The organism is Methylomonas sp. 2F7 (assembly GCF_057126975.1).
Map to the genome: position 1 here is coordinate 3780473 of NZ_CP195203.1, position 26852 is coordinate 3807324.

At 52.0% G+C, this 26852-nt stretch carries 22 protein-coding genes; 16 read left to right on the forward strand and 6 right to left on the reverse strand.

Features of this window, described 5'->3' with window-relative positions; translation table 11 throughout:
* The first annotated feature begins 87 nt into the window (after positions 1 to 87).
* Positions 88 to 2172 (forward strand): putative bifunctional diguanylate cyclase/phosphodiesterase, encoded by a 2085-nt coding sequence (locus ACR64Q_RS17060; protein WP_313732503.1) that lies wholly within the window; start codon positions 88 to 90, stop codon positions 2170 to 2172.
* Between the two features lie 57 nt (positions 2173 to 2229).
* Here the strand turns inward: ACR64Q_RS17060 and ACR64Q_RS17065 are convergent, their stop codons facing one another.
* From ACR64Q_RS17065 to ACR64Q_RS17075, 3 genes are all read right to left on the reverse strand, one after another.
* Positions 2230 to 5706, reverse strand: coding sequence for a PPi-type phosphoenolpyruvate carboxykinase family protein (locus tag ACR64Q_RS17065; protein WP_313732504.1), 3477 nt, complete (start codon positions 5704 to 5706; stop codon positions 2230 to 2232).
* A 174-nt stretch (positions 5707 to 5880) separates the two neighbouring features.
* Positions 5881 to 6837, reverse strand: coding sequence for an alpha-E domain-containing protein (locus ACR64Q_RS17070; protein WP_313732505.1), 957 nt, complete (start codon positions 6835 to 6837; stop codon positions 5881 to 5883).
* Between the two features lies 1 nt (position 6838).
* On the reverse strand, positions 6839 to 8293 hold the full coding sequence (locus ACR64Q_RS17075; RefSeq protein WP_020484765.1) for a circularly permuted type 2 ATP-grasp protein: 1455 nt from the start codon (positions 8291 to 8293) through the stop codon (positions 6839 to 6841).
* Positions 8294 to 8751: 458 nt separating this feature from the next.
* On the opposite strand from ACR64Q_RS17075, the gene ACR64Q_RS17080 reads away from it, so the two are divergent.
* From ACR64Q_RS17080 to ACR64Q_RS17140, 13 genes are all read left to right on the forward strand, one after another.
* Positions 8752 to 11283, forward strand: coding sequence for a circularly permuted type 2 ATP-grasp protein (locus ACR64Q_RS17080; protein WP_026602147.1), 2532 nt, complete (start codon positions 8752 to 8754; stop codon positions 11281 to 11283).
* A 10-nt stretch (positions 11284 to 11293) separates the two neighbouring features.
* Positions 11294 to 12175, forward strand: coding sequence for a transglutaminase family protein (locus ACR64Q_RS17085; RefSeq protein WP_020484761.1), 882 nt, complete (start codon positions 11294 to 11296; stop codon positions 12173 to 12175).
* A 165-nt stretch (positions 12176 to 12340) separates the two neighbouring features.
* Positions 12341 to 16492: an EAL domain-containing protein gene (locus tag ACR64Q_RS17090; protein ID WP_313732506.1), complete on the forward strand. Its 4152-nt coding sequence runs from the start codon at positions 12341 to 12343 to the stop codon at positions 16490 to 16492.
* 106 nt (positions 16493 to 16598) lie between these two features.
* A complete protein-coding gene (locus ACR64Q_RS17095) occupies positions 16599 to 17657 on the forward strand; it encodes a hypothetical protein (RefSeq protein ID WP_313732507.1) in 1059 nt (352 codons plus the stop codon).
* A gap of 133 nt (positions 17658 to 17790) precedes the next feature.
* The gene (locus tag ACR64Q_RS17100) at positions 17791 to 18414 is read left to right on the forward strand and encodes an inorganic pyrophosphatase (protein ID WP_020484758.1); all 624 of its coding nucleotides are present in this window, start codon (positions 17791 to 17793) and stop codon (positions 18412 to 18414) included.
* Positions 18415 to 18426: 12 nt separating this feature from the next.
* On the forward strand, positions 18427 to 18633 hold the full coding sequence (locus ACR64Q_RS17105) for a type II toxin-antitoxin system HigB family toxin (protein ID WP_313732508.1): 207 nt from the start codon (positions 18427 to 18429) through the stop codon (positions 18631 to 18633).
* The gene (locus tag ACR64Q_RS17110; RefSeq protein WP_020484756.1) at positions 18623 to 18976 is read left to right on the forward strand and encodes a helix-turn-helix domain-containing protein; all 354 of its coding nucleotides are present in this window, start codon (positions 18623 to 18625) and stop codon (positions 18974 to 18976) included. The genes ACR64Q_RS17105 and ACR64Q_RS17110 overlap by 11 nt, the downstream gene beginning before the upstream one ends.
* Positions 18977 to 19063: 87 nt before the next feature.
* Positions 19064 to 19321: a type II toxin-antitoxin system Phd/YefM family antitoxin gene (locus tag ACR64Q_RS17115; RefSeq protein WP_313732509.1), complete on the forward strand. Its 258-nt coding sequence runs from the start codon at positions 19064 to 19066 to the stop codon at positions 19319 to 19321.
* A 196-nt stretch (positions 19322 to 19517) separates the two neighbouring features.
* Positions 19518 to 19772 (forward strand): type II toxin-antitoxin system Phd/YefM family antitoxin, encoded by a 255-nt coding sequence (locus ACR64Q_RS17120; RefSeq protein ID WP_313732510.1) that lies wholly within the window; start codon positions 19518 to 19520, stop codon positions 19770 to 19772.
* Positions 19765 to 20037 (forward strand): Txe/YoeB family addiction module toxin, encoded by a 273-nt coding sequence (locus ACR64Q_RS17125; RefSeq protein WP_313732511.1) that lies wholly within the window; start codon positions 19765 to 19767, stop codon positions 20035 to 20037. Before ACR64Q_RS17120 ends, ACR64Q_RS17125 begins: the two co-directional genes overlap by 8 nt.
* A 218-nt stretch (positions 20038 to 20255) precedes the next feature.
* Positions 20256 to 21740 (forward strand): PIN domain-containing protein, encoded by a 1485-nt coding sequence (locus ACR64Q_RS17130; protein ID WP_313732512.1) that lies wholly within the window; start codon positions 20256 to 20258, stop codon positions 21738 to 21740.
* Entirely contained in the window at positions 21703 to 22140 is a 438-nt protein-coding gene (locus ACR64Q_RS17135) for an ASCH domain-containing protein (RefSeq protein ID WP_313732513.1), read from the forward strand. Before ACR64Q_RS17130 ends, ACR64Q_RS17135 begins: the two co-directional genes overlap by 38 nt.
* Positions 22127 to 22663: an AAA family ATPase gene (locus tag ACR64Q_RS17140; protein ID WP_313732514.1), complete on the forward strand. Its 537-nt coding sequence runs from the start codon at positions 22127 to 22129 to the stop codon at positions 22661 to 22663. Before ACR64Q_RS17135 ends, ACR64Q_RS17140 begins: the two co-directional genes overlap by 14 nt.
* Positions 22664 to 22745: 82 nt before the next feature.
* Here the strand turns inward: ACR64Q_RS17140 and ACR64Q_RS17145 are convergent, their stop codons facing one another.
* A complete protein-coding gene (locus ACR64Q_RS17145) occupies positions 22746 to 23036 on the reverse strand; it encodes a type II toxin-antitoxin system RelE/ParE family toxin (RefSeq protein ID WP_313732515.1) in 291 nt (96 codons plus the stop codon).
* On the reverse strand, positions 23033 to 23248 hold the full coding sequence (locus ACR64Q_RS17150) for an addiction module protein (RefSeq protein WP_313732516.1): 216 nt from the start codon (positions 23246 to 23248) through the stop codon (positions 23033 to 23035). Before ACR64Q_RS17150 ends, ACR64Q_RS17145 begins: the two co-directional genes overlap by 4 nt.
* A 209-nt stretch (positions 23249 to 23457) precedes the next feature.
* Between ACR64Q_RS17150 and ACR64Q_RS17155 the strand changes: the two genes are divergently transcribed.
* Positions 23458 to 23691, forward strand: coding sequence for an antitoxin (locus ACR64Q_RS17155; protein WP_313732517.1), 234 nt, complete (start codon positions 23458 to 23460; stop codon positions 23689 to 23691).
* 110 nt (positions 23692 to 23801) lie between these two features.
* The gene (locus ACR64Q_RS17160; protein ID WP_313732518.1) at positions 23802 to 24503 is read left to right on the forward strand and encodes a hypothetical protein; all 702 of its coding nucleotides are present in this window, start codon (positions 23802 to 23804) and stop codon (positions 24501 to 24503) included.
* Positions 24504 to 24764: 261 nt separating this feature from the next.
* On the opposite strand, the gene ACR64Q_RS17165 is transcribed toward ACR64Q_RS17160, so the two are convergent.
* Positions 24765 to 26543, reverse strand: a complete 1779-nt coding sequence (locus tag ACR64Q_RS17165; RefSeq protein ID WP_313732519.1) for a choice-of-anchor Q domain-containing protein — start codon at positions 26541 to 26543, stop codon at positions 24765 to 24767.
* Positions 26544 to 26852 lie beyond the last annotated feature (309 nt).

Below are 26852 nucleotides of genomic sequence, written 5' to 3' on the forward strand. Positions count from 1 at the left end.
GAAGGTATGAATAAATAGCTAGCTAGGCTCGCTCGCCGCCGACTAGCCAATTTTTGACATCCGCCTTCCATCACGGTCATCGAAAGCATGCAAGATCATACTCTCGACATTACCAGCTACATGCCGCATGGCTATTGCTACCTATGGCAGAGCGATTTATTGTTGTTGCATGTAGTGTCCGACGCGCTGATCGTGTTGTCGTATTACTCCATCCCGTTTGCGTTGTTATATGTACTAAAAAAACGCAAAGACATTCCGTTCAGCTGGATTTACTGGCAATTCGGCGTGTTTATCTTGCTGTGCGGCACCACGCATCTGCTCAGTATCTGGAACATCTGGATACCGGATTACTGGCTGTCCGGCGCCATCAAAGCCGCGACCGCGGCCAGCTCCATCGTCACCGCCATCCTGATCTGGCCCTTGATTCCCAAGGTGTTGGCCATTCCCAGCCAGAAACAGCTGCTGGCCGCCAATAGCGCGCTGGCCCAGGAAATCGACAGCCATAAAAAAACCGAGCAGGAATTGCGCAAGCTGTCGCTGGCCTTGCAGTTCAGCTCCAGCATCGTGGTGATCGCCGACCCCAAGACCCGCATCGAATATTGCAATCCGGCCTTTTACAAATTAACCGGCTACTGCGAACAGGACGTACTGGGCCAAAAAACCAATCTACTCAAATCCGATCTGACCTCCGCCAAGACTTATAAAGATTTGTGGACGACTTTACGCGCCGGCTCGGCTTGGCACGGCGAATTTTTAAACCGCAAAAAAAACGGCGAGTTGTTCTGGTGCCTGGAATCGATTACCCCGGTGCTCGACGAGCACCATAACGTGACCCATTTCGTGTCCATCATTCACGACATCAGCGATCGTAAGAATTCGGAAGAAGTCATCCGCCACATGGCCTATTACGACCCGCTGACCGACCTGCCGAATCGCACGCTATTCAACGAGCGCCTGGATCAGGCCATCGGCCAGGCCAAACGCTATAAGACTCGCTTCGCGGTAATTTATTTGGACTTGGACCATTTTAAAAACATCAACGACACCCTCGGTCATCTAGTCGGCGATAAATTGCTGATCGAGGTCGGCAAACGCATCACGCAGTGCTTGCGCGAGCAAGAAATCGTCGCCAGACTGGGCGGCGACGAATTTGCGCTGATCGGCATGAATTTGCGGACGCCGGCCGATGCCGGCGATATCGCCAGACGGGTAATCGATACCATCAACCAAGCGTTTTTCATCGACGACCATCAATTGTTCATCGGCACCAGTCTTGGCATCAGCGTGTATCCTACCGACGGCAGCGACGGCCAGCAATTGCTCAAACATGCCGACGATGCGCTATATCTGGCCAAACAGCGCAGCCGCAATACCTTCGAGTTTTACAACGCCACCGCCAACGCCCAGTCGCTGCGGCGCCAAGCCATCGAAAACCTGTTACGCCACGGTCTGGCACGCAACGAATTTTCCCTGGTTTACCAGGCTAAAATCGATTTGCACAGCAACCGAATTGTCGGCGCCGAAGCCTTACTGCGCTGGCTGCCGGAAATCGGCCCGGTGGCGCCGGAAGAGTTCGTACCGATCGCCGAAGACATGGGCTTGATTGGCGAGATAGGCGAATGGGTATTGCGTAGCGCCTGCCGAGACTATATGAGCCCGGCTTTACAGGCCCGGAGCGAATTGAAACTAGCGGTCAATCTTGCCAATCGCCAATTCAAGCAAACCGATTTATTGGCGCTGATCGATAGGGTGCTCTCGGAAACCGGCTTACCGACATCCCGGCTGGAATTCGAAATTTCCGAAAGCATATTGATGGAGCGCGCCGAACAGGCCGAGCACTACATGCAAGGCTTGAAACAACGCGGCATCCGGCTGACGGTAAACAACTTCGGCAGCGGCCTGTCTTCGCTAAGAAGACTAAAACGCTTTCCGGTGGATACCCTGATAATAGCCCCGGCCTTCGTCAACGACATCTGTAATAATCCCGAAGACGCCTGCATCGTCCGTTCGCTGATAGGCCTGGCCCATAGCTTAAACTTGCGTGTCGAAGCCAAGGGCGTGGAAACCGAACAGCAACGGGACCTACTCAAGCAACACAATTGCGACCGGGCTCAAGGCCATTTTTTCCGCCGACCGCTGCCTATCGAAGAGTTTAACCGCATACTCGACTGAATAATGGCGGTAGGCCTAGCGGGATGACCGCGCCGACGTTTCAGCGGTCGGTCGCATTTAATCCGCCCCGCCCCGATACGGCCCCAGCGGATCCGCACCCAAGGTACCGACCAAGGATTCTAAATAAGCCGGCGACGCCAGCTCCACCAACTTCTGTTGCGCCTGCCGATGCCGCTCGACCAGCTTCAATTCGCCAATCAAGGTCTGGTGAGTGCTTTCTTGCAGGAAGCCGCCCAAATAATCGACATGTCTCTGCCATAACGCAATATCGCGTTGCTGCTTGATATGCAAGCGTTCCCGATACCAATCCGAGGCCAGCAAATAATCGCGGGTAAACATCGCCCGTATCTCCGGATGATGCGCATCCTTGCCCTGATAATGACCGTCAGCCATGATATGTAGCAGCGCATACAGCGGCGGACAGGCATCTTCTATGCTGCCATCTTCGAGATATTGCTGGGCCACGCGCTGCTGGGTTTCGACGATATTATTGATACCATCCACAAACACCTCCAGATCCTGACGCTCGGGCTGCAAGATCTCGTCGGTAAATACCGCATACGGATTATCGAAGATTTTACCCATCAAGCCGTGCACGAAATGACTGGTGATGCGATAACCCAAACGGCTGGCCAAGACGATTTGGCCCTTGTGTTCAAAATCGGTTAACGGTTCCAGATAGCCATGTTCCAACAAAAATGCCGGGTGGCGCTCTTCGCGCGACAGCCGCGCCCAAATCTCCGGAATCAACAAGCTGATGTCGTGATCGACGCGGGTATCCGGGCCGATAAACCCGGCCGAGCTGGAAAAACCCGGATAACCGGTCAAAATGAACGAGACCAGCGCATTGTTCAAATCGACCGTGCCGCGCAAGGCATTGAACGGCCCTTTAGTCAGCGCACCTTCACTACCGGCTCCGGTAGTAGACGGCGATTTGCCGGTCAAGGAACAGACAAAGTCCATGAACAGTTCCGGCAATTCTTGATAATGTATCGGATTGTACACTGCCAGCGCGCGGATGCCCGGTTCGGGCGGATTGTTGCGGCGACCGGTCAATACCGCGTCCACCGGATGGCAGAGCGGTTGATTGAGCGGAATCTTGCGATGCAAACGCGCACCGATTTCCGCCACGTATTTCCGTAAGGGTTTCACCACGTCCACGCGAGTTTCCAGATAGCGCGGATTTTTCGACGGTTTGCCGTTCACCAAACGCGGATGTGCGGAACACACCACATAGCCTTTACCGTCCTGGTAAGCATCACTTAATAGCTTTTGCATAGGCGCGGTGAATTTGGAAAAAGTCATCACGTCCTCGACCACCGCCGATAACTGCTCGTGATCCAAAGGCTCGAAATTGGCCATGAAATTACCCGGCCCGGACATGTTCAGCTCGGTCTGCTTGTCGTAACCCGGAATAATCGCGTCGTCCGGGCGTTGAAACAGTCGATATTCGCAGTTGCTGACCAACTTCAAGCTCATTTCATACCCATCGTCCGGCAGACAGGCTCGCACGGCTTGCTTCGGTACGACAACCGAAGCACTGATGTCGTCTTCCATCTGTACTTTCTCGCAAGCAATATAGTCTTGCCGCACCTTGAAGGTTCGCCAGCCGCCGTCCAGATCAAAACCTACCCGTAAATAAGTGGCGACGATCTTGCGCTGGTTCAGCTTCAACTCGTGACCGGGCGCGCCGTCGATAATGTCCACCGACAGATTGTCGCGCCAATTGTTACCCCATTCCGGCCGGTAAAAGCGCTTGATCAAAAACACCAAAGCCAAAATACTGGGCGGAATGGACCGCAGCCAATCGTTAAATTCCGGCGTATGGTTGGGAGAAGGCGTCAATAACTTGATTACTGAACCCAGGCTGCGCTCCGAACTGAGCACAGTTCGGCTAGGGCCGCGGTCTTCGCGCTCGAAGCCTGGCAAGAAGCGGCCGGTATAATCTTTATCGAAAATCGCCTGCACCCGATCCAGATCGTGCTGCAAATCGTCCACAAACAGCGGCCCGTAGATCGCCGCATCCTCGATGGATTTGGAAATTTCCGATTTGCCGCCGCCGGACACTGTGCAGGGCTTGTGACAAAACGTACCTTCCGCGACGGTGCCGATCAAGCGCCAGGATGGCGCGCCGGGATGCTTACACATCTCGATTTTATAACCGTTGGGCTGCACGTAGATTTTGCCTGGTTGCAAGCGAATGCTATGGCTTTGGCCGTTACGGAGCCAGGTAATTTTCTGGGTAGCCAGACTCATCCGCAAATCCTGCGGTACGTAGATAATGTCCGGAAAATGTCTATCTACCGCATAGCCTTCCGGCTGCACATCCATGATCGCGCCGTAGTGATAAGTCATCTCATCGAAATCGTAGCCCGGTTCGCGGGTCAAACTGCCAATGCCAAACTCATCGCCGTGATTGACGCGGCGAAACGCCAATGCGCCGCCGGCATGCTCTTCTTCCGCCAAGCCGAACAAATTGGCGGCATAGCTGATCTGGGTTTTGACTTCCTTCTTGCAATAACCGTAATAGTTATCGGCCAGCAAAGTGACGATCACACCGCTACGGTCGCGCGCAGTCAGTTTAAACGCCTGACCGTCGTTATACAGTTCCTCGGGATCTTGCCAGCACATGCCATCGGCGCGTTGCCGTTCGCTGGCTTCGTCCCAATGCGGCAATCCGAGCTGCTTCTTGGTGAGCTTAGTTAAATGCGGCGCCAGAATCACGCAGCCGCTGTGGCCGGACCAATGCTCCACATCCAGGGCCGCATCGCATTCCGGCAAAGCCGGATTGCCGCCGTTGCCGAAGATACTCTCAACAAAATCCAAATTGCTGACCAGGTTGCCCGGCGCAAAAAACCGGATTTCCATAGACTTTTCGGCAGCAACGCCCGGGATTTCCGGACACACGACTGGCCGCATCAACAAAGACGCAAACATCCGCGCCGGCTTGGGTTGGTGGGCGGTAAACGGCAGCACCATCAAATCGTCGGGTGGATTCAGCGCCTCGCCCAACATCAACGCAAAAGTCAGCTTGGGCACTTGCTTTTTGTCGCCAGGCACCGGCAGGCCGCCTTCGGCAACATGAAACGAACCTTGTGTGGTACGCCGGTCACTGGCCGGATTGTGCAAAATGCCCTGCTTGACTCGGAAGCTGGACACGATTTCGGAACGAAATTCATCCTCGCCCAGGGGCAAGGACAATTCGCGCGCCACGCCGTGCTTATCCAGCTCGAAGGTCATCGTCGGCAAGCTGGGGATTTTGGCCAAGCCAAGATCCGCGCAATAGCGCTCCAGGAAATCTTGAATCCGTCTGTCGGCGGGATAAAGGGAGGAACTGGCCAACAATCGGCTTTTTTCCAGATAGCTATTCAGCAAATCCTGGGCGGTATCCATAAACTGCGCCGACTCGGTATCGATACAAGTCGGCTGCCCGCACGAAGCCAGTTTCAGATTGATGTAAAGATGCAACTGTTGCTTAACAGCTTGCTCGTCTTGCCCCACCGGCCCCAGACCCAGCGCCCTTAGCTTATCCATAATCCTCCCCCTTTAGTTTTAGAAAACGATGCTTCCATGATATAGCAAACTTGGGGTTTGGGTCAGTAGCAATCCAAGCAACGCCCCTTCGATCCAGCTTACTTCCGCTCAGCAATCCTGGCCCACAGCACTACTGATGCATGGCTGGTAAAAATCTTCCGGTTGGCAATAGTGTCAATTTTTCTCCGATTCGGCCTCGTCAAGATTATTCAAAAACCACATTGCCGCGATTTGCTTGTGTAAATCGTCGAACTTAGCTTGCAAGCCGTCCAGCACCTGATGCAATTGCTCGGGCGTAGTCTGCTTAATATCGATGGCCAGTACCTGCTGTTCCAATTGCTCCAGCTGCGGGAATAGTTCGACAGCATTCGGCAAGCGCTTGATACAGTGGGTTATCTCTTCGATACAATGCACCACAGCCCTGGGAAAATCGGGGTTTTTTAACAGATAATTCAATACGTCCTCGCCTTTGATTCGATTGCGGACGTGCTTGCGATACATCAACACCGCACTCAGCGACTTCAAGACGTTGATCCACAAGATAGTCTCGTATTCGCGCATCTTGGTGCTGCGATTTTCGGCTAACAACACCGTGCCAAAATCCATGATCCGGCTGGTCATATCGGCGCGTTCCAGATTCCGGCCGATACAGATAAAGCGGGCGCTGTCGCTGCGGCTCATAGACCCGGCCATAAAGCCGGTAAAGCGTTGGCATCCGGCCATGATCTCCTGCAAAAACAAGGCCCTACCCCGGCGATTGGACAGGCTATCCAGATTGTTATTGGCGTAAAGATACATCTCGTTGACCTGCTGCCAGGCTTCATCGGGCATTAGCTCGCGGCTGGTGCGAATATTCTCGCGGGCAAACGACAAGGACGCCAGCAAAGAGCCCGGATTGCTCATGTCGGCCAGCAAAAACCGCGTGGTATTTTGCTCGCTGGGGTTTTTAAAGCGTTGGTAAAACGCCTCTTCCACGCCGCAAATATTCAACAAATTGCGCCAGCCCAACTCCACCCCGTAAGGCAAGTCGTAGATCAGATGCATCGTGGCGCTGATCAGGCGGGCGGTGTTTTCGGTGCGCTCCAGGTAACGAGCCATCCAGTACAAGCGTTCGGCGGATCGCGATAACATCTTATTGCTCCCTATTGATAATCCAAGTGTCTTTACTGCCGCCGCCTTGCGAGGAGTTCACCACCAGCGAACCGGCCCGCAGCGCCACCCGCGTCAGACCGCCGGCAGTAACGAAACTATTTCCACCTTGCAGGATAAAAGGCCGTAAATCGATGTGCCGCGGCTCCAGTTTGTCGTTGCATAAGGTCGGGCAGGTGGATAAGGCCAAGGTCGGCTGGGCAATGTAATTGCGCGGGTTATCCTGAATCAGTTTATGAAACTGCTTGATTTCTTTTTGCGTCGCATGCGGTCCGACCAACATGCCATAGCCACCGGATTCGTTCGCCGGCTTGACCACCAATTCCGGCAAATGCGCCAGCACATAGGCGCACTGCTCCGGGTCGCTGCACAGATACGTAGGCACGTTGGGCAGAATCGGCTCTTCGTTCAAATAGTAGCGAATCATCTCCGGCACATAGGCATAGACCACCTTGTCGTCGGCCACGCCGGCACCGGGCGCATTGGCCAGGGCCACATTTCCGGCCTTCCAGGCCCGCATCAGGCCCTTCACACCCAATACCGAATCTTTATGAAATACCTCAGGGTCCAGAAATAGATCGTCGATGCGCCGATAAATCACATCGACTTTTTCCAGACCTTTAATGGTACGCATATAGACGCAATCGTCGTCCTTGACCAACAAATCGCCGCCTTCCACCAGTTCCGCACCCATCTGCTGCGCCAGGAACGCGTGTTCGAAATAGGCCGAGTTGTAAATGCCAGGGGTCAGTACCGCGATTTGCGGCGTGTCGTCGGCATCCGGTGCCAACGAGGCCAGCATTTCGAACAACTGGGTCGGGTAATCGTCCACCGGCATGATATTCAGATTTTCCAGCAACTCCGGAAATATCCGCTTGGTAATTACCCGATTTTCGATCATGTACGAGACGCCGGACGGTACGCGCAGATTGTCTTCCAAGACATACAGCTTGCCGTCGCCGGCTCGCACCAAGTCACTGCCGCAGATATTGGCCCAACTGCCGAATTTGGGCTGCATGCCCAAACATTCCTTGCGAAAATTGCTGGAACTGTTGATCAATTCTGCTGGGACCAGTCCGTCCTTGATAATCTGCTGCTGGTTATAGACATCATTGATAAAGCAATTCAAGGCTTTCAGACGCTGTTTCAGGCCGGTTTCCACCATTTGCCATTCCTGAAAATCGATCAGGCGCGGAATGATGTCGAAAGGCCAAGCCCGGTCGATATTGCCCTCATCGCTGTAGACGGTAAAGGTGATGCCCATCTCCATGATGGCCGCTTCCGCCGCCGACAGCCGGCCTTTAATGGCGTCCATGCCCAAAGATTGTAAGTATTGACTCAAACTGGCGCAGGCATCGCGTGGCTTGCCGCCTGCGGCTATCATCTCGTCGTAAGCCTTATCGGCGCTGTAATCCGCCCAAATTGTTGGTGTAATCATGCTGTATGCATCCGTGAACGTTGCTTTTATGGTGCAAGTCCGCGCGGAATTGGTGCAAAAACCACCGCACCATTTCAACGCAAACCGGTTCTAATCAGTTACCTGAAATAAAGCAATAGCAATGCCAAGTCGCGCGCCTACGGCTATCAATATACTCGGCCCCGACCGACTTATCTTACCTTAACGCGGGGAAATACCCTTTAGTTCAGAAGCTTGAATCAAACCGATGCTTTATATTGGACTACTCTAGGCAGAGTGACCGAGCCCACGCGGTCAATCATGCGCGCGGCCATTCCTGATCGTAACGGCATGCTTCTTGCGGGTTTATTGGACTACGCATTCATCCAAAGTCTCGTCAGAATCGGCATCGGCGCTAAAAAACCGGCTTAGAAAATATAAATAAACGAGATCGGCTTTGATAAATTGCGCTATACCCGGTAAACCGGCAAACTAAACCTATGAAAACCTTAAGCACACCAGAAGCTTTCGCGCCGGGATACCGCCTCGATAAGGGCATCCACGACGAAATGCTGGACGAGACGGGCCGGGTTAGACCGCATTGGGCCCACCTAATGCAGGCATTGCAACAGCTCGGCCCCCGCGAAGTGGGTGAACGCCACCAGGAAGCGCTAAGGCTGCTGCGCGAAAACGGCGTCACCTACAACGTCTACGGCGACCCGGACGGTATTAACCGCCCTTGGCAACTCGACCCGATACCGCTATTGCTTTCCGGCGACGAGTGGTTCGACATTGAGGCCGGACTACTGCAACGCGCCGAACTGTTGAACCTGATTTTGGCCGACCTGTACGGCCCGCGCCAGCTCATCAAGAAAAACCTGCTGCCGCTGGAGCTGATCTACAACCACGGTGGCTTCCTGCGCGTTTGCGATCAAGTAAGCTTGCCCGGCCAACATCAGTTAGTGCTGTGCGCCGCCGACCTGGCGCGCGGCCCGGATAAAAAGATGTGGGTACTTGGCGACCGTACTCAAGCGCCATCCGGCGCCGGCTACGCGTTGGAAAACCGCTTGGCCATGTCGCGGGTCTTGCCCAGCTTGTTTCGCGATACCCACGTCCACCGCCTGGCGCGTTTTTTCCAGTCCTTGCGCGCCGGCCTGAATGCCATCGCCCCCGGCGACGCCGATACCCCGCGCGTGGTGGTATTGACTCCCGGTCCGCTGAACGAAACCTTTTTCGAACACGCCTACCTGGCCTCCTATTTGGGTTACCCCCTGGTACAGGGCGACGACCTGACCATTCGCGACGGCTATGTCTGGCTGAAATCGCTGGTCGGCTTGCAACGGGTGGACGTGATTCTAAGGCGGGTGGACGACAATTACTGCGACCCTCTGGAACTGCGCGAAGACTCGAGGCTAGGCGTCCCCGGCTTATTGGAAGTCGTCAGACGCGGCAATGTGGCGATTGCTAATCCGCTGGGTAGCGGCGTGCTGGAAAATCCCGGCATCATGCCCTTCCTGCCTGGCATCGCCAAATACTTCCTGGGCCAAACCCTAAAGCTAAATTCGATAGCCACCTGGTGGTGCGGCCAAGCCCGCGAGTTAAATTACGTGCTTGCCAATCTGGAACGTCTGGTCATCAAACCGATCTACCGCAAACCCGGCGAACACTCGGTGTTCGGCCATCAACTGAGTCGAGCGCAACTCGCGGACTGGCGCGCACGCATCAAGGCCCGCCCGGCGCTTTACGTCGGTCAGGAATACGAAAGCTTTTCCACCGTACCGGCGATGGTTTCCGGCGGCTACGAACCCCGCCAAACCTTGCTGCGCTGCTTTATGGTGGCGCGAGCAGACGGTTATACCCTGATGCCGGGCGGCTTGAGCCGCAGCGCGCCGCAATACGGCAATATGATGATCACCAACCAAACCGGCGGCATCAGTAAAGATACCTGGGTGGTCGCGACGGAGCCGCAGCACCCGGCCATTCCGGCCAAGCGCAGCAGCAGCCTGGCCGGCCACGGCAATGCCTTACCCAGCCGCGCCGCAGACAATATTTTCTGGGTCGGCCGCAACGCGGAACGCGCAGAAGGTGGCGTACGCTTGTTGCGGGCCACGATAAAAAAACTGTTCAGCAACCCTGACCGCGACAGCCCGGACTATCAGCTCAGTCTGGAAACCCAGCTGCGCTGCGTCACCAGCATGACCGGTACCTACCCCGGTTTTTTTGCCGAAGATAAAGAAAGCTTGCTGCACACCCCCGAAGCCGAATTACTGGCGGTAGTGGTCGACGAAAGCCGAGCGGGCAGCCTGGCCAACACGGTAAACAGAATGACCCAATCCGGTTACGCGGTGCGCGATTTATGGTCATCGGATACCTGGCGGGTCATCGACGAAATCGAGGAACAGGTTTCCGAAGCTCGCCGCCTCGGCAAAATCGGTTTATGGTCGATGCAGGAGCAAATGGATCAGCTGATCACCACGCTCTCCGCATTCAGTGGTCTGGTGATGGAAAGCATGACGCGCGGCAACGGCTGGCTGTTTTTGGACATCGGCCGGCGCCTGGAGCGCGGCTTGCAACTGGTATCGGTGTTGAGAACGGCGTTTACAATGCCGCAAAGCGAAGCGGCGGAAACCCGCTTGATCGAATCCTTGCTGGATACCAGCGACAACCTGATTTGCTACCGCCAGCATTACCGGAGCAATCTGGAGTTGGCCTCGTTTTTGGAATTGCTGCTGATGGACCCCAACAATCCCCGCTCACTGGCCTATCAAATCGCCCGTTTGCAGGAACATGTCGGTAAACTACCGCGCGAACCCAGCACGCGCCGAATAAGCGCTGAAGAGCGGCTACTGTTAGAGGCTAGTTGTCTTCTAAATATCGCCAACATCGACGATTTATTGAGCGTATCCGAATCCGGCATTCGCGAAACACTGGACCAACAACTCAGCAAGATTTACGCACTGTTGGCCGCGTTGTCCGATACCTTGACCGCCAATTATTTCCGCCACGGGGACGCGCCGCAATCGCTGTCCTAAGGGAGTCACCATGCGTTATCGGGTTACCCATACCACTACCTATCGTTACCAACAGGCCGTAGGCTTGTCCTACAACGAAGTGCGGATGCAGCCGCGCCCCTGCCCGAATCAACAATTGCTCAGTTCGCAACTGAAAATCACCCCCTTGCCCTGCGACTATCGGACCCGCACCGATTTTTTCGGCAATCAAGTTGCCTGGTTTTCGATTCGCGAGCCGCATCGGGAGTTTGTGGTCACCGCCAGCAGCGAAGTACAGATTTTTCCGCAACCGGTGCAGTTGGACTTCAGCCACGGCATGAGCTGGGAACTGGTCAAGGAAGCGCTCTGGAACGACAGAAGCGAACCACTATTGGAGGCCCGGCAATTTGCCTTGGATTCGCCGTTCATCGCCGCCGATGCCGAGCTAGCCGGTTATGCGCAAGCCTCGTTCACACCCGGCAAGGCGTTGATCGAAGCGATACACGATCTGATGCAACGTATCCACCGCGATTTCACCTTCGATCCGGAATTCACCAATCTGGCCACGCCGCTGACCACCGTCCTGCAACACCGGCGCGGCGTCTGCCAGGATTTCGCCCATCTGGCCATAGGCTGCATCCGTTCGCAAGGCCTGGCCGCCCGCTATGTCAGCGGTTATATCGAAACCCTGCCGCCGCCCGGCAAGAAAAAACTGGTAGGCGCCGACGCTTCGCATGCCTGGTTCTCCGTGTACTTACCGGACCTGGGTTGGATGGATTTCGACCCCACCAACAACCAATTGCCGGGCGATAGGCACATCATCGTCGCCTGGGGCCGCGACTACAGCGATGTCACGCCGTTGAAAGGCGTGATTTTCGGCGGCCAAAACCACGAATTAAAAGTGGCGGTGGAAGTTGAAAATTTGGGCGTATAAACATAAGCCGGCGCAGGTAAATCACCAACGCGAAGCCACCTTTCATCCGCTAGGAATGCGCCGAAATCCCAGCACTTAGCCCGTGACAAAACCTTGCATTTCGTGAGATAAACCAAGATATTTTGTTTGTCTATTCGTCAGCTTTCAATAAATCAAGGTAATCTCTTGCGCCGTTTTTCGACCTTTTCCAATGCAGAACTAGTCCGCCTTGTTGGCCTGGCGGTCGCCTACGCACTCGTTGCCAAACTGGTGCTGATGTTTTTCGCCGCCAATCACGTCGTTTCCATCATCTGGCCGCCTGGCGGCATCGCACTGGCAGCCTTGCTGCTCGGCGGTAAAAAACTGTGGCCCGGCGTATTCCTGGGCGCATTACTTGGCAATCTGTGGGCAGGCAATCCGCTGGAGCAGGCCTTGCCTATCGCGTTCGGCAATACCGTGGAAGCACTTGTCGGCTGCTATCTGCTGGGGGAGATTCGCAAACTGCAACAGCCGCAAGACTACTTACGCATACTATTTGCCGGCGCCTTGGCTTCGGTCGTTTCGGCCATGGCGGGCTCCTTAATTCTGTTACATTTCGACGCCATAACGGCGCAGCAATGGCCGATCAGTCTAGCGCATTGGTGGATGGGCGATGTCTTGGGTATTGCGATTTTCACGCCGCTTATTTTGGTCTGGCGGCAGCCACCAAGTTTTAACTGGAACCCGTATCAAGTTTGGCGCGCGTTGCTTTATGTCACAACAGCGTTTCTGGCGGGGCAAATGATTTTCCTGGAGTGGCCGTGGCAACTTGGCCACTACGGCAAAGCTTTTTATATGTTCGCTTTTCTGGTTTACGGCGCACTGTATTTTGGCTTGCATGGCACCTTGTTACTGATCAGCATGGTCATGCTGCAAAGCATGTTCGGTGCGATTTTTCAGGTAGGCTTTTTTGCAGCCGACAGCAGTGAAACCGGCCTATTGCTGCAATGGTCGTTTTTGCTGGTACTGTCCAGCGTCGGTATTTCCCTGGCGCTGGCCATCGAGCGCTACCAGCGGTCGGAACAATTCAGCAAAGCCCTCGGCGATTTCAACAAACACATTCTGCGCTCGGTTCAGGAAGGCGTGATTGTTTACGATCTGCATGGCCGTATCGAACTCTGGAATCGTTTTATGGAAACCTTGACGGGGCGGCCGCAAACCGCTTGCCTGGGGAAAACCCCCATTGAATTATTTCCCTGGCTGGCGCAAACGCCAATCCCTGACGGCATTCAAAAGGCGTTAAAAGGCGAAACCGTCTATCAAACCCCATTCACCGCCGGCGACGGCCGCTGGATCAGTTCGACGCAAATGCCCTTACGTGACGACCAGGAGCGTATTGTCGGCGTTATCGAACTGATCAAGGATGAATCCTTAAACATCGAGTTCGGCAAATCCCTGTCGGTTAGCGAATTGCGGTTTCAAAGCATTTTGGACAATACGCCCACGGTGATTTACAGCAAAGACCTGCAAGGCCAATACCAGCTGATCAACCGCCAATTTGAAAAACTGTTCGCGGTTGATAACGAGACGGTCAGAGGCAAACGGGATATCGACTTATTTCCGGGCGACGACACCAAACTACTGTGGGAAAACGATTTAGCGGTCGTCAATAGCGGCCAAGCGCAGATATTCGAAGAAAAACTCACCCATCAAGACGGTAAAATTCACACGTATTTGTCGCACAAGTTTCCGCTACGCAATGCGCAAGGCGAAATTTACGCAGTGTGCGGCATTTCCACGGACATCAGCGAACGCAAGTTATCGGAAAAATTATTACAAGAAAGCGAATTGCGCTGGAAATTTGCGTTGGAAAGCGGCGGTGACGGCGTTTGGGATTGGGATTTGACCAATGGCAAAGTGTTTCTGTCGCCGCGCTGTATGGAGATTCTGAACTTCAGCGAACAAGACAGAGAAAACGATTACCGTAATTGGGAAGCCACGATACACCCGGAAGATAGCGCCCGGATGATGGCCGATTTGCAGACACATCTGGAAAATCGCAGCGAGCGCTTCAGCAACGAGCATCGAGTAAAACATGGCGACAACCAATGGCGCTGGATTCTGACCCGTGGCCTGGTGATCAGCCGCGATGCCCAGGGCAAGGCCTTGCGGATGATCGGTACCCAAACTGACATTACCGAACGCAAACAGCTGCAATGGCTGCAATTGTCCAAGATTGTCGATGGTTCGCCGGAAGCCACTCTTTTAGTCGGAGAAACCGGTTTCATCAAACTCGCCAACCCGCCCGCGGCGAAAGTATTTATTTATACTTTGGATGAGCTGATAGGCCTGACTGTCGATGCGCTGGTACCGGAACGTGCCCGCGCCAAACACCCGGCGCAGCGCGCGCAATTTTTACAAGAGAACAAAGCGCGGCCCATGAGTGCCAGCCGCTCACTCACCGCAATACGCGGCGACGGCACGGAATTTCCGGTGGAAATCAGCTTGACGCCTATCGATATAGACAACCGTCGCTACATTATCGTCTCGGTGCTGGACATCAGCGAGCGCAAACGCCTTGAGCACGAAATGCAGTTAATGGCGATGATTTATCAGGCTATCGGCGAAGCGGTGATGGTCGCTGATGCCGATAATCGCATCATAGCAATCAATGAAGCGTTTACCCACCTGACCGGCTATACCGCGGAAGACGCGATAGGCCAGTCCACCGACATTCTAAAATCGGGCCGCCACGATCCGGATTTTTATCAGACCATGTGGCACTCGCTGTTACAAACCGGCCACTGGCAAGGCGAGATCTGGAATAAGCGCAAAAACGGCGATATTTACCAAGAATGGCTGGTGATCAACACCATCTACGGCGAACACGGCGAAGTAGAGCGCCGGGTGGCGATGTTCTCGGAAATTACCGAGCAAAAACATGTCGAACAAACCATCTGGCGCCAAGCCAATTTCGACCCGCTCACCGACTTGGCCAACCGACGCATGTTCCAGGATCGATTGAACCAAGAAATCAAAAAAGCCCAGCGCGACAAAAACAGCCTGGCGGTGATGCTGCTGGACTTGGACCGCTTCAAAGAGATCAACGATACCCTGGGTCACGGCATGGGCGATATTTTGTTGCAGGAAACCGCGCGGCGCATCTTGGCTTGCGTGCGGAATGTCGATACGGTGGCTCGGCTGGGCGGCGACGAGTTCACCATCATTCTGGGCGAATTGGACTCGCAAACCAGCATAGACCGCGTCGCGCAAGCCATCCTGCACCAGCTTGCCGAACCGTTTCGTTTGGGCGAGGAACTGGCCTATATCTCGGTCAGCATCGGCATTACCTTCTATCCGCAAGATGCGCTGGAAGCTGAGCAACTGATTAAAAACGCCGATCAGGCCATGTATTCCGCCAAGCAACAAGGCCGCAACCGCTACAATTTCTTCACCAGCGAGATGGAGCAAACCGCGCAAAACCGCATGCGCCTGACCAGCGACCTGCGCCAAGCACTGACCAATCAAGAGTTTTGCCTGTACTATCAACCGATAATCGAATTGAGCAACGGCAGAATGCATAAAACCGAAGCGCTGATCCGCTGGCAGCATCCCACGCGCGGCATGATCAGCCCGGCGGAATTTATTCCGTTGGCGGAAGAGACCGGGCTCATAGTCGATATCGGCGATTGGGTATTTCGGATGGCGGCAAAACAAGTCGCCGAGTGGCGCGCCCACTATCGCCCGGATTTACAAATGGGTATTAACAAGTCGCCGGTACAATTTACGCGCAGCAATCTGGGTGACAGCAAATGGATAGACTATTTGCATGAGCTAGGCTTATCCGGCCAATGCGTCGTCATCGAAATTACCGAAAGCCTGTTACTGGATGCCGACAATATTGTCCGCGACCATTTATTCGCCTACCGCGATGCCGGTATCCAGGTGGCTATCGACGATTTCGGCACCGGCTATTCGTCACTGTCTTATCTGAAAAAATTCGACATCGATTATCTGAAGATAGACCAGAGTTTCGTACGCAATCTGGAAGCCGATTCCAGCGACCTGGCGCTGTGCGAAGCGATTATCGTGATGGCGCATAAACTGGGCTTGAAAGTGATAGCCGAAGGCATCGAAACCGCGCAGCAACTGGAATTGCTAACTGCCGCCGGCTGCGACTACGGCCAAGGCTATCTATTTTCCAAACCGCTGCCTGCTTCTGAGTTTGCGCGGCTGTTCGATACGGAAAATCAGCAACCGACACCGCAGCCAGCGCCCACCTCAATGGCAACAACGCCGGCAAAACCGGCCGGACGCGGCGATTCCAGTATTTCTAAATTGTTCGGTTCGGACAAATAAACGGCGCGCGGCGATGCACACACGTTTTCAGAATAAACGCTTTCGGCAATCTTCGGCCCAAAGCCTCATACTTTTTATCAGAATACCTATTTGAAACGGAGTTTTTATGTTGATCCACAAACTGTCTTTTCCCATCCTTTTACTGAGTGCCGCCGCGCTATTTCAGCAAGCGGCATACGCTCAAGACGCGCCGAGCCCACAGCAAGCGCTACAGAACTTCGGCATCAGCGCAGCGCAAATCCCGCAATTGGAACGCGGCGAAATCGTCGGTTACGACGTCAGCGAAACCAGCCAAAAAGAACTCGCTATTGGCGTAGCGATGATCATACCGGTAGGCTTGCCGCAACTGGCCGATTACATCAAAAAGGGCAAACTCAACGCCGGCGAGAGCGACATCGTCGCCACCGGCATACTGGTCGATAACGCCAGCGTCGATAGTTTTAAGAAGTTTGCTTTTACCGAAAAGCAATTGGACGAAGCCAAGGCCTTTCTGGAAGCGGAGCCGGGCGACGAATTCAACCTCTCCAAAGCCGAACTGGACAGTTTGAAAAGTCTGCAAGCCGGACTGGAAGACGCCGACAACAAAACCATACTGAGAACCGCCAACCAAAAATACCGCGAGTTTTTACTGCAACGCCTGCAAGCCTATAAAAAAAGCGGCCTGGCCGGCATTGCCCCTTACAGCCGCGACGGCGGCACAGCCGACCCGGCCGCGGAACTGCGTAACGACGCCGTGAACAGCAAAGCCTGGGCGCGTTACTTTCCGGAATTGCAACAAGCCTGGTTAAACTACCCAGCCGCATTGCCGGCCAATGCCAGCGAACAGTTTTTGTGGTTGAACCGGCGCGTGGAAGACCGCCCCACCGCCGTACTCAATCACCGCGTCATCGCCATCGGCGAAGGCGGCGGCATCATCGTCTCCAGACAGTTTTACGTCGGCCACTCTTACAACTCCAGCCAAGTGGTCGCCGGCGGCTTGCCTTATAAAGACGGCACACTGGTGTTTTACTCGATCCGCAGCTCCACCGATCAAGTCGCGGGCATAGGCAGCAGCCTGAAGCACTCAATAGGCCGCGAACAGATGAAAAAAGAAATGATCAAACGCCTGCAACGGCTGAATAAAGACATGAAACTCAAACCTGCAGCAGTGGCCAGCGAAGAGTAATTTCGACAACCACATTCAACGGCATATCACGCAAGCCCAATCAGATACTAGTATTAGGCTTGATTGCCTTGCGGATTGCCCCCATCCTGGTAAATATCCCTATAACCTTGTTCCCCAAAGCCCTGAACCTTAGATGAATATAAAACACAAAGCCCACCCCTGGCACGGCATCTCGCCCGGCGACAACACCCCGGATATCGTCACCGCCTTCATAGAAATCGTGCCGTCCGATACGGTGAAATACGAAATCGACAAAGACAGCGGTTATCTGAAAATCGACCGGCCGCAAAAATTCTCCAACATGATTCCGACTCTGTACGGCTTCATTCCGCGTAGTTATTGCGCGGAAAAAATCGCCGAATATGCCGCCGCACAATCCGGCAAACCGGTCAGCAAGGGCGACGGCGACCCACTGGATATTTGTGTACTGAGCGAACGCAGCGTGACGCATGGCGACATCCTGCTGCAAGCCATTCCCATCGGCGGCTTTCGTTTACTGGACGGCGGCGAGGCCGACGATAAAATCATCGCGGTAATGAAAGGCGACGAATTCTACCGGCAATGGCGCGACGTCTCGGACTGCCCGGAATCGTATATCAATCGTTTGAAGCATTACTTCCTGACCTACAAACATTTACCCAGCGAAAAAAGCGTCTGCGAAATTACTCATGTCTACGGCCGCGAAGAGGCACATGAGGTCATCAGACGCGCAATCGCGGATTACCAATATCATTTTGGCTGCCAGGACGACGAGTAGACTTGTTTTGGAATGGATGCGCCGAGCTACAGTCGGCGCATCCCCAGTAACGCAAATTCAATTAGCGAGCGACATGCACTCTGCTCAGTAAATCTAGGCGGCAACAAATACCGTCCAGCATTAGAAATGCAATATCGCGCCGGCATTGCCTGGATAAAGTTTGTTGGCACACATGCCCAATACGACCTAATTGACGTGGAGACGGTCAATGACTATTAAGCCAATCCGAAACGACGATGAATTAAAAGCCGCCTTTCAACGGCTGGAAGCCATATTCCAAGCCGAACCGGATACCCCGGAGGCCGATGAAATGGAGGTATGGGTTACCTTGATCGAGGTTTACGAAAACAAACATTACGCTATCGCCCCGCCAGACCCTATCGAGGCCATCAAATTCCGTATGGAGCAGCAAAACCTTAGCGCAAAAGACCTGGAAACTTATATCGGCAGCAGCGGCCGCGTATCGGAAGTCCTTAACCGCAAACGCCCTTTAAGCCTAAGAATGATCAAACGCCTGCACGACGGCTTGGCGATTCCATACGAGAGTTTATTAGCCGGCTAAATCAGCAAACGCTAGTACTTTGAGGGGACAAACGGCAAAGATGCGTGATCGGCTAAACCAACTCAACTTGGTTTATCGGAGGTCTTCATGCAAACAGTAAATATCCACGAGGCAAAAACTCACTTATCTCGCTTGGTCGAACAAGCCGCCAAAGGCGAACCGTTCATGATTGCCAAAGCAGGCAAACAGTTGGTTAAAGTTTCCGCGCTGGACAGCTCAACTGGCGATCAGATCCGACGCTTGGGGTTCCTAAGCGGGCATATCAAAGTGCCCGACGATTTTGACATTATGGGCAGCGAACAGATTGCCCAGTTATTCGGCTCCGACGATGAAACTGCTGCTTGATACCTATCTCTTACTCTGGGCGGCTGGCTAGCCAAAGTTGTTACCCGAACAAACTCGCCATAAGCCGACAGCCGTTTCTGGCTGCTAAGTTTGCCGGAAACGCTTTCGCTTATTCCGGCCTACCTAACCGCAAAGTTGCAAAGCCCCACCCGACAACCTAGACTTGTACAACATTAGGCACAACTGAGGTTCAATTATGCGCATAGTCTCGTTCACAGAAGCCCGAAATGGACTTAAAGCACTGCTAGACCAAGTAGTCAACGACGCCGATTGCACAGTCATTACCCGCCGTGACAGCCAGGACGCAGTAGTTATGTCGCTAGAGTATTACAACAGCCTGATGGAAACCGTGCACCTGCTGAAATCGCCCGCCAACGCCGCCCACCTGGCCGAATCCATTGCCCAATACCGCCAAGGCCAAACTACGGAACGAGCTTTATTGGATGACTAGACTGCTGGGTTGGACAGAAGCCGCGTGGTCCGATTATCTATACTGGCAAGGACAGGATAAAAAAACCCTAATCCGGATCAACAAGCTGATTACGGAAGTATTGCGTACACCGTTCGAAGGCATCGGCAAACCGGAAGCGTTAAAGGAAAACCTTGCCGGTTTTTGGTCGCGCCGTATAAACGATACGCATCGCTTGGTTTATGCCGTTTCCGATAGCCATATTACTGTCATTGCTTGTCGGTATCATTATCAGCGCGGCGGTTGATTTGGATTTTGTGGCAAAACAATTGGTATGCCGTGCATACCCTACGAGACTTTTCGTTCCTCGCCGAAAACGCGCTTGGTTCATAGGTCTATGGAACGACACCTCTTCTCCTCCGCTGATTCTAGGGCTGGGCGGATGTGGCTAATGGATTATTTGGGTTTAATAAGCATGAATAAATACATTTTTATACAAAAAAACACTCTATAGAAATATTCAACATGCGCATTCTATTAGATACCAATATTTTTATACCGCTTGAAGATTCATCTATCGGCATGAATGGCGCTATTGCTGAATTGAATAGACTCACAGTAAGTAAACATCAACTCTTAATACATCCCGGAACTGCTATTGATTTATTTAGAGATAAAAACGAAGATAGAAAACAAAAAATACTTAGTAGGCTACATAAGTATTCACAATTAGAGTCTCCCCCTATATTTTTGGAAGGTGAAGAGGAACCCTTATTTGGCTGTCCAAAAAAAGAAAACGACAGTATAGACAACCTTATTTTATTAGCCGTACACAAAAACTGTGTGCATTGGCTTATAACTCAAGACGAAGGCATACACAGAAAAGCTAAACGCATTGGCGCTCAAGAACGAGTATTAACTGTCGATCAAGCCATAACTGTTTTAGCGACTTCAGAATCACAAACATTAAAACTCTATCCAAGTGTTCAAGATGTGCCCTGCTATACACTGGAACTAAAAAATCCGTTTTTTGACTCTTTAAGAGAAGCATACAACGGATTTGATGACTGGTATATTGAAAAGTGCTCAAAAACAGGCCGGAGAGCATGGATCTGTACCAGCAATAACGATATACACGCAATATGTATATATAATATCGAGAAAAATCCTATCGTTACAACTGAAAATAAAGGACTACCAGGCCTTGTATTGAAACTATGTACATTTAAAGTATTGAAGAGAGGATATAAAATAGGGGAACTGCTATTAAAGCAGGCTTTCAATTACGCAACAGATAACGACATAGATAATATTTACGTTACCGTTGAACCAAATAAACATGGCATGCTGGAAGATCTTTTTTATGACTTTGGATTTTATTTATACGGCATTGAGTGCAAGGGACGAGACAATGTTTTTGTCAAGAATTTTCCAAAAAATTTTCCAGTTAACAACTTACTTCCTTTAGAGTATTCGATAAAGTTTTTCCCAAAACTAAAAATAAGCAATAATTCGGTTTACCTGGTTCCAATAAAACCGCAGTATCATGACATTTTATTTCCTGAAAAATCAAGGCAAAATGACCTATTCCGCGATGAAATATCGTCTGCTGGAAATACCATAAAAAAAGCATATTTATGTAACTCGAAGTCTAATTCGATTAAAGCTGGCGATGTCTTGTTTTTTTACAGAACTGAAGATGAAAAAGCCATAACGTCTTATGGAATTGTTGATCAATTTTACATCGAAAATGATCCCGAAAAAATATTTCAATGGGTATCAAAAAGGACAGTATATTCTTTTGCAGAAATCCAGAAGATGCGCGGTAAGCAAACCAAAATAATACTATTCAGATTGATTGGTCATTTGCAAAAAAATATTTACTTCAACAAACTAAAGTCTATGGATATAGTTAGCGGCCCAATTCAGTCAATAACAAAAATAAACAAACAGAAAACAATAAATATAATAAATGAAGCCAACCTTAGCAATTGCATTTTATCCAATTAAGCCTATTTATTCTAGCCGCATTTTGAGCGGCGAAAAAAAATACGAGCTTAGAAAACGCCTACCCAAAAACCCATTTGATTACATATTAATATATGCAACATCACCAATTGGAAAAGTTGTTGGTTATGCCAAAGTCAAGATGATTCACAAAAACACTGTCTCTGACTTATGGGAAATGGTTTCCCTACATGCAGGTATTACCAAAGATGATTACATAAATTATTTTAATAACTCTGAATACGCATATGCAATTGAGCTAGAAACTGTAAAGCGATTTACTAGACCTTTTGACCCAAAAGAAATAAATAGTTTCTTTAGCATACCACAGTCATTTTGCTACATCAGTCGGAACGATTTCAATAGACTAAAGAGAAGAAAAGGTGAGCATGTACAAATTTAAAGTTATTTTTGTTTCAGGAGTACATGGAGTTGGAAAAGGATATTTGTGCTCGGAAATAAATAAGCGCATTAACTTACCAATATTTTCGGCATCCTCTCTCATAAAAGACATCAAGCGCGGAGAAATTGATACAAATAAAAACGTTCTTGACGCAGACAGCAATCAAGACCACCTAATTACAGCCCTAAAACACTTACAAACCGACTCGAAATATATTTTATTAGACGGACACTTCTGCTTGTTTGATGGTGAAAATATTATAAATATTTCAATTGATATATTTGAATCCATCCCAATTGAAGTCATCATAGAGCTGACTGACACACCCGAAAAAATATACTCCCGGTTACACAACCGCGACGGCAACTCTTTAGATATTTCTGTTATTGAGAATTTCCAAAATGAAGAAAAAGCCCGGAGCGAAATAATCTCCCAACATTTAAGCGTCCCCTATTACTCTTGCGCATTTGGAGAATATGAAGATGTCGTAGCGTGGTTATCAAGTCAACTTTCGTTGGGATGACAGCGACGCAGGCTGAGGAAAACCGAGTGTTTAACTTTTCCAATGGGTTTCACCAATCCTTTCATGCGGCTATGGCCTTACCCTATTCAGAACCACCCCAAAAACGATTTGGAATGCTCCTGCAATCGAGTACACGAAAAACAACGACTTGGCCGTCAAGGATTTTGTAATAAATGGCGTAAGGAAAACGTTTCGCCAGCATGCGATGAAAGCCAAAATGAACCGCATGAACACCGCCGTATAAAGCTAAGGAATCGATTTCAGCGAAAAGGCTGTCGAAAAAATAGTCGCCGAGGCCTGCTTCCTGACGTTCGTAAAATTTACGCGCTCGCCCCAAATCATCGATTGCCGAACGGAGAACCCGGACTTTCATTCAAACTGCGAGCGCAATTCTTTTTTAGCTTGCCGCCAATCCACAGCCTCAATGTCTCCGACCAAAAACCCGGCTTCAGTCTGTTTTAGCTCGACTTCGTGCCACGCCAGAGGCGGAAGACTGGTCTCGTCTTCGGCTAAGTCGTTCCAAAGCGCTTCGATGATCTTGAGTTTTTCGATGGCGGGTAGCTGATGTAGTTCGGTAATATTCATATTCAAATCCACCTGTGACTTTGTTGGACCGATACTAGCGGGTATTACGGCCGGATACTAGGGAGGCGTGCAATAAATCACGCCATTCACCAATGACATGAGCAGCTGTTCCTCTGGCTTCATCAGACTGACATCCTATTCGCGCGCAATATTTACGCATGCCTCAAAAATTATATACTTCGCGTAACACAATCCATTAGGGGAACTAGATGGCCTACACCCGAGTTTTTCAATCCGGCAATAGACAGACGGTGCTAATACCCAAGGAATTTCGTTTCAACACTGCCAGGGTGGAAATATTTCGCCGGGGCGATGAGATCGTCTTACGAGAAACGCCTGCCAGCGCTGCCACAATATTCGACGCCTTGGCCGCATTGCCTGACGATTTTTTGAATCATGGCCGAGAAAACACCCTGCCCCAGGAGCGCAGAACGCTTGAATGAAAAATTACTATTTATCTAACACCAATAGCTGCATTTACATCGCCATAAACATCAGTGATCAAGCGTCCCTTCAGCGCCGAAAATTCAGCTTACGCAGACTAGGACACCCAATGAAACATTTATTAATGACGATTATTTTGTTGGCCGCCATGGCCGGCTGCACAACAAGCTCTCCCTATACCCAGCCATTAGCCGTAACCGACCCAGTTCCAGCTCCAAAATCCCTATCAACCGCCTCGCTATACCCGTCGGCTGCTGCCGAAAAAACCGGTCCCGTGAATGTTTATCTGATTCCGTTGAATGATTTCTCGGAAGATGTTGCGGCGCAAATCGGCAGGGATTTGAGTAAGGAATTCGGGCTTTGGGTTAAGGGTACAGTGGCGATGGGCACGCAAGGCCTGATGCCGATGCCTGGCTCTCAACAATTCGCGGCGGAAGACATCTTCGAACAGGCTAAAACCGTAATGCAGCGTTTGCCGGAAGCGGATAGCAACACCTATTTTATTTTTTTGACCAACCGCGACATCAACAGCCGAGCCCGGAATTTTCGTTTCCAGTTTTCCTACCACGACAAGGTCTGCCGCTGTTCGGTGGTTTCCGCCGCGCGCATGCACCCTGAACCGGAAAATTCGCCCGGCGGTCGCCAACAGCTCGAATCGCGATTCGTAAAAATGACCAAACGCGCCATTGGCCAGATGGTTTTGGGCTGGGAGCGCTCCAGCGATATTAACGACCTAATGTATTCGCCGCTTATGAGCTTGGACGACATTGATCACTTGGGTAATCGGCACCCGGCCATACCAAAAAAATAAGCCGGCAAACGAGGCCGGCTTTGATGGTTTCCGCTGGGTTTCACGTTGTTCTACCCAACCTACGTTGCTGATTTGCTCTCCTCACCCCAACCCTATCCTTTATGCCCAGCGGGTGCGCGAGGAGAGGACTGGGGAGAGGAGAATTAAACTCGCAAGTGCCTAATTTTGATTCCCCCTCACCCTGCCTCTCCCTCTGGAGAAGAGCTGTTGTCCTTCGCGCTGAATAATTACAATTTTTTAATCTTTTAGCGCCGGCTTAGCCTAAGGAATACCGGTTTTAGCCTCGCAATTGGTCGCGGTATCGGTGCCGGAACCGCCGTTGCAGCTATCCGTCCCCGCTTCGCCGTTCAGGGTGTCGTTGCCGGCGTCGCCTTTCAGCGTGTCTTGGCCTAGGCCGCCGCAGATGATGTCGTTATCCGCGCCGCCGCTGATGGTGTCGTTACCGCTCAAACCGTGGATGATGTCGCGGCGTTTGCTACCAACTAAAGTATCCGCACCAGGGGTGCCGACGATGGTGGGCACCAGACCATTACACAATAGCGGCTGCACCGCGACGGTTTGCGTGGCGCTGTTGTTAAGCGGCTGGCCGTCGTTTTGGTCGGCAAGCACAGTCACTTGATTGCTCAACGTAACCGCAGCGGTGGGAATGGCTTTGACGGTGATCGTGGCGCTGGCTGTATTCGCCAGGCTACCAAGATTACAAGTGATCTTACCGCTGACCGGCGCACTGCAACTGCCTTGCGACGCGGTTGCTGTGATTGAGGATAAGCCGGAGGCCGGCAAGGTATCGATTAACTTCACACCGGTGGCATCGGCTGTACCGTTATTCTTAACGACAATTGTCAAGGTCAGGCTGTCGCGCACCATCGCCGCACTGGCTGTGCCGCTGACCGCCAGATCCGCGGAAGGTACCGCAGCCAATTCGAAAGCACCGATATCGCATTGCGGGCCTTGCGGACGAGCCAAGCCGCGTTGGTCCAAATTGCTCACCGGTGCAGTTGCGCACAGTGCGTTATCGGCGGCATCAATGCCGGCGCTGCCAGGGATTAACGCCAAGGTTTGGGTCGGGCCGCCGTTGTTAGCCAAAGTAGCTGCGACCAATGTGCTCGCATCGACACCGGTGATATTACCATTGCTGCCGTGCACCGGCACTATCGGGCCAACACCGTTCCATCTATAAAACAAGGTAGCGGGAAAGCCAATCAAGTTGTAACTGGCGGTCGTTGGCGAACCGCCAATGTCGGCATCACCCACCGCCGCCGTATTGCCGGCGACGATGCTGTTATGTAGATTCAGCGTACCCAGGTTTTCGATTCCGCCGCCGTTATCTTCCAGTGAACAAAAAAAGCCCGGTGGGCAAACGGGTAGCTGCACGCTATTGCCGACAATGGTGCTGTTGATAATCGTCGCCGAGATACCGGAGTTTCTAATCGCGCCGCCGAAAACCGAACTGTTGCCGGAGAACGTACTGTTAACCACCGTGAGATTGCCGCCGGGATTGGCTAGTGAGGTATCCGAGTAGTTGGCGATGCCGCCGCCGGTGCGGGTGGCGGTATTGCCGACGAAGGTGCTATTCAACACGGTGAGGTTACCGAATTGGTTATAAACGCCGCCGCCCTGCGGGTCCGCATAACCGTTGGCGACGGTCAGATTCTTTAACGTTAAGCCCGCGCCGGGTGTGACCCAAAACACGCGCACGGCGTTACCGCCGCTTAGCGTGACGCTACGACCCAAGCTATCAAGGGTCAGTCCATCGACATCGCTGATGGTCAGGGTGCTGCTCAGCACAGCAGTACCATTGACGCCAAAGGTGATGATATCGGCGCCCGCTCCGGCCGGACAATCGCCGCTGGTGGTATCGCTATCGCTATTCGCGTTGGCGACCGCTTCGCGCAGTGTGCAACTGCCATCCGCCACAGCGGCTACATCAAGCAAATTGGTGACGTTGATCGTGTTGGCCCAGGCAGGCGAACCTATCAGCGCGGATAACACAGCCAAGGCCATGTGGTTGCCGGATAGACTGGTTTTTGAACTGTTCATAAAATTTCCTTGGTGCTTGGTTTGCCTTGGAACAAGGCTACTGGTGGCCGATCAATCGGCACTATTCTTCGGATATTTTTGCGTTAAGCATTTATTTTAAAAAATCTCAGCCTTTGCCTGATTTGGCTAGATACGCTGGAGCAGATTAACACTAGCGGTTTCGTGCAGGGCAATTACCTTGTAAATCAGCGGAAATTAGCAAAGGTTCAAAGCGGATAAAAATTTAAGCACGGTAAGCTGTGATTTGTTCGGCCGGCAACAGACTGGCTATTTAACCGAAGTATCTGAGTCGGATATACTCCGCCCCCA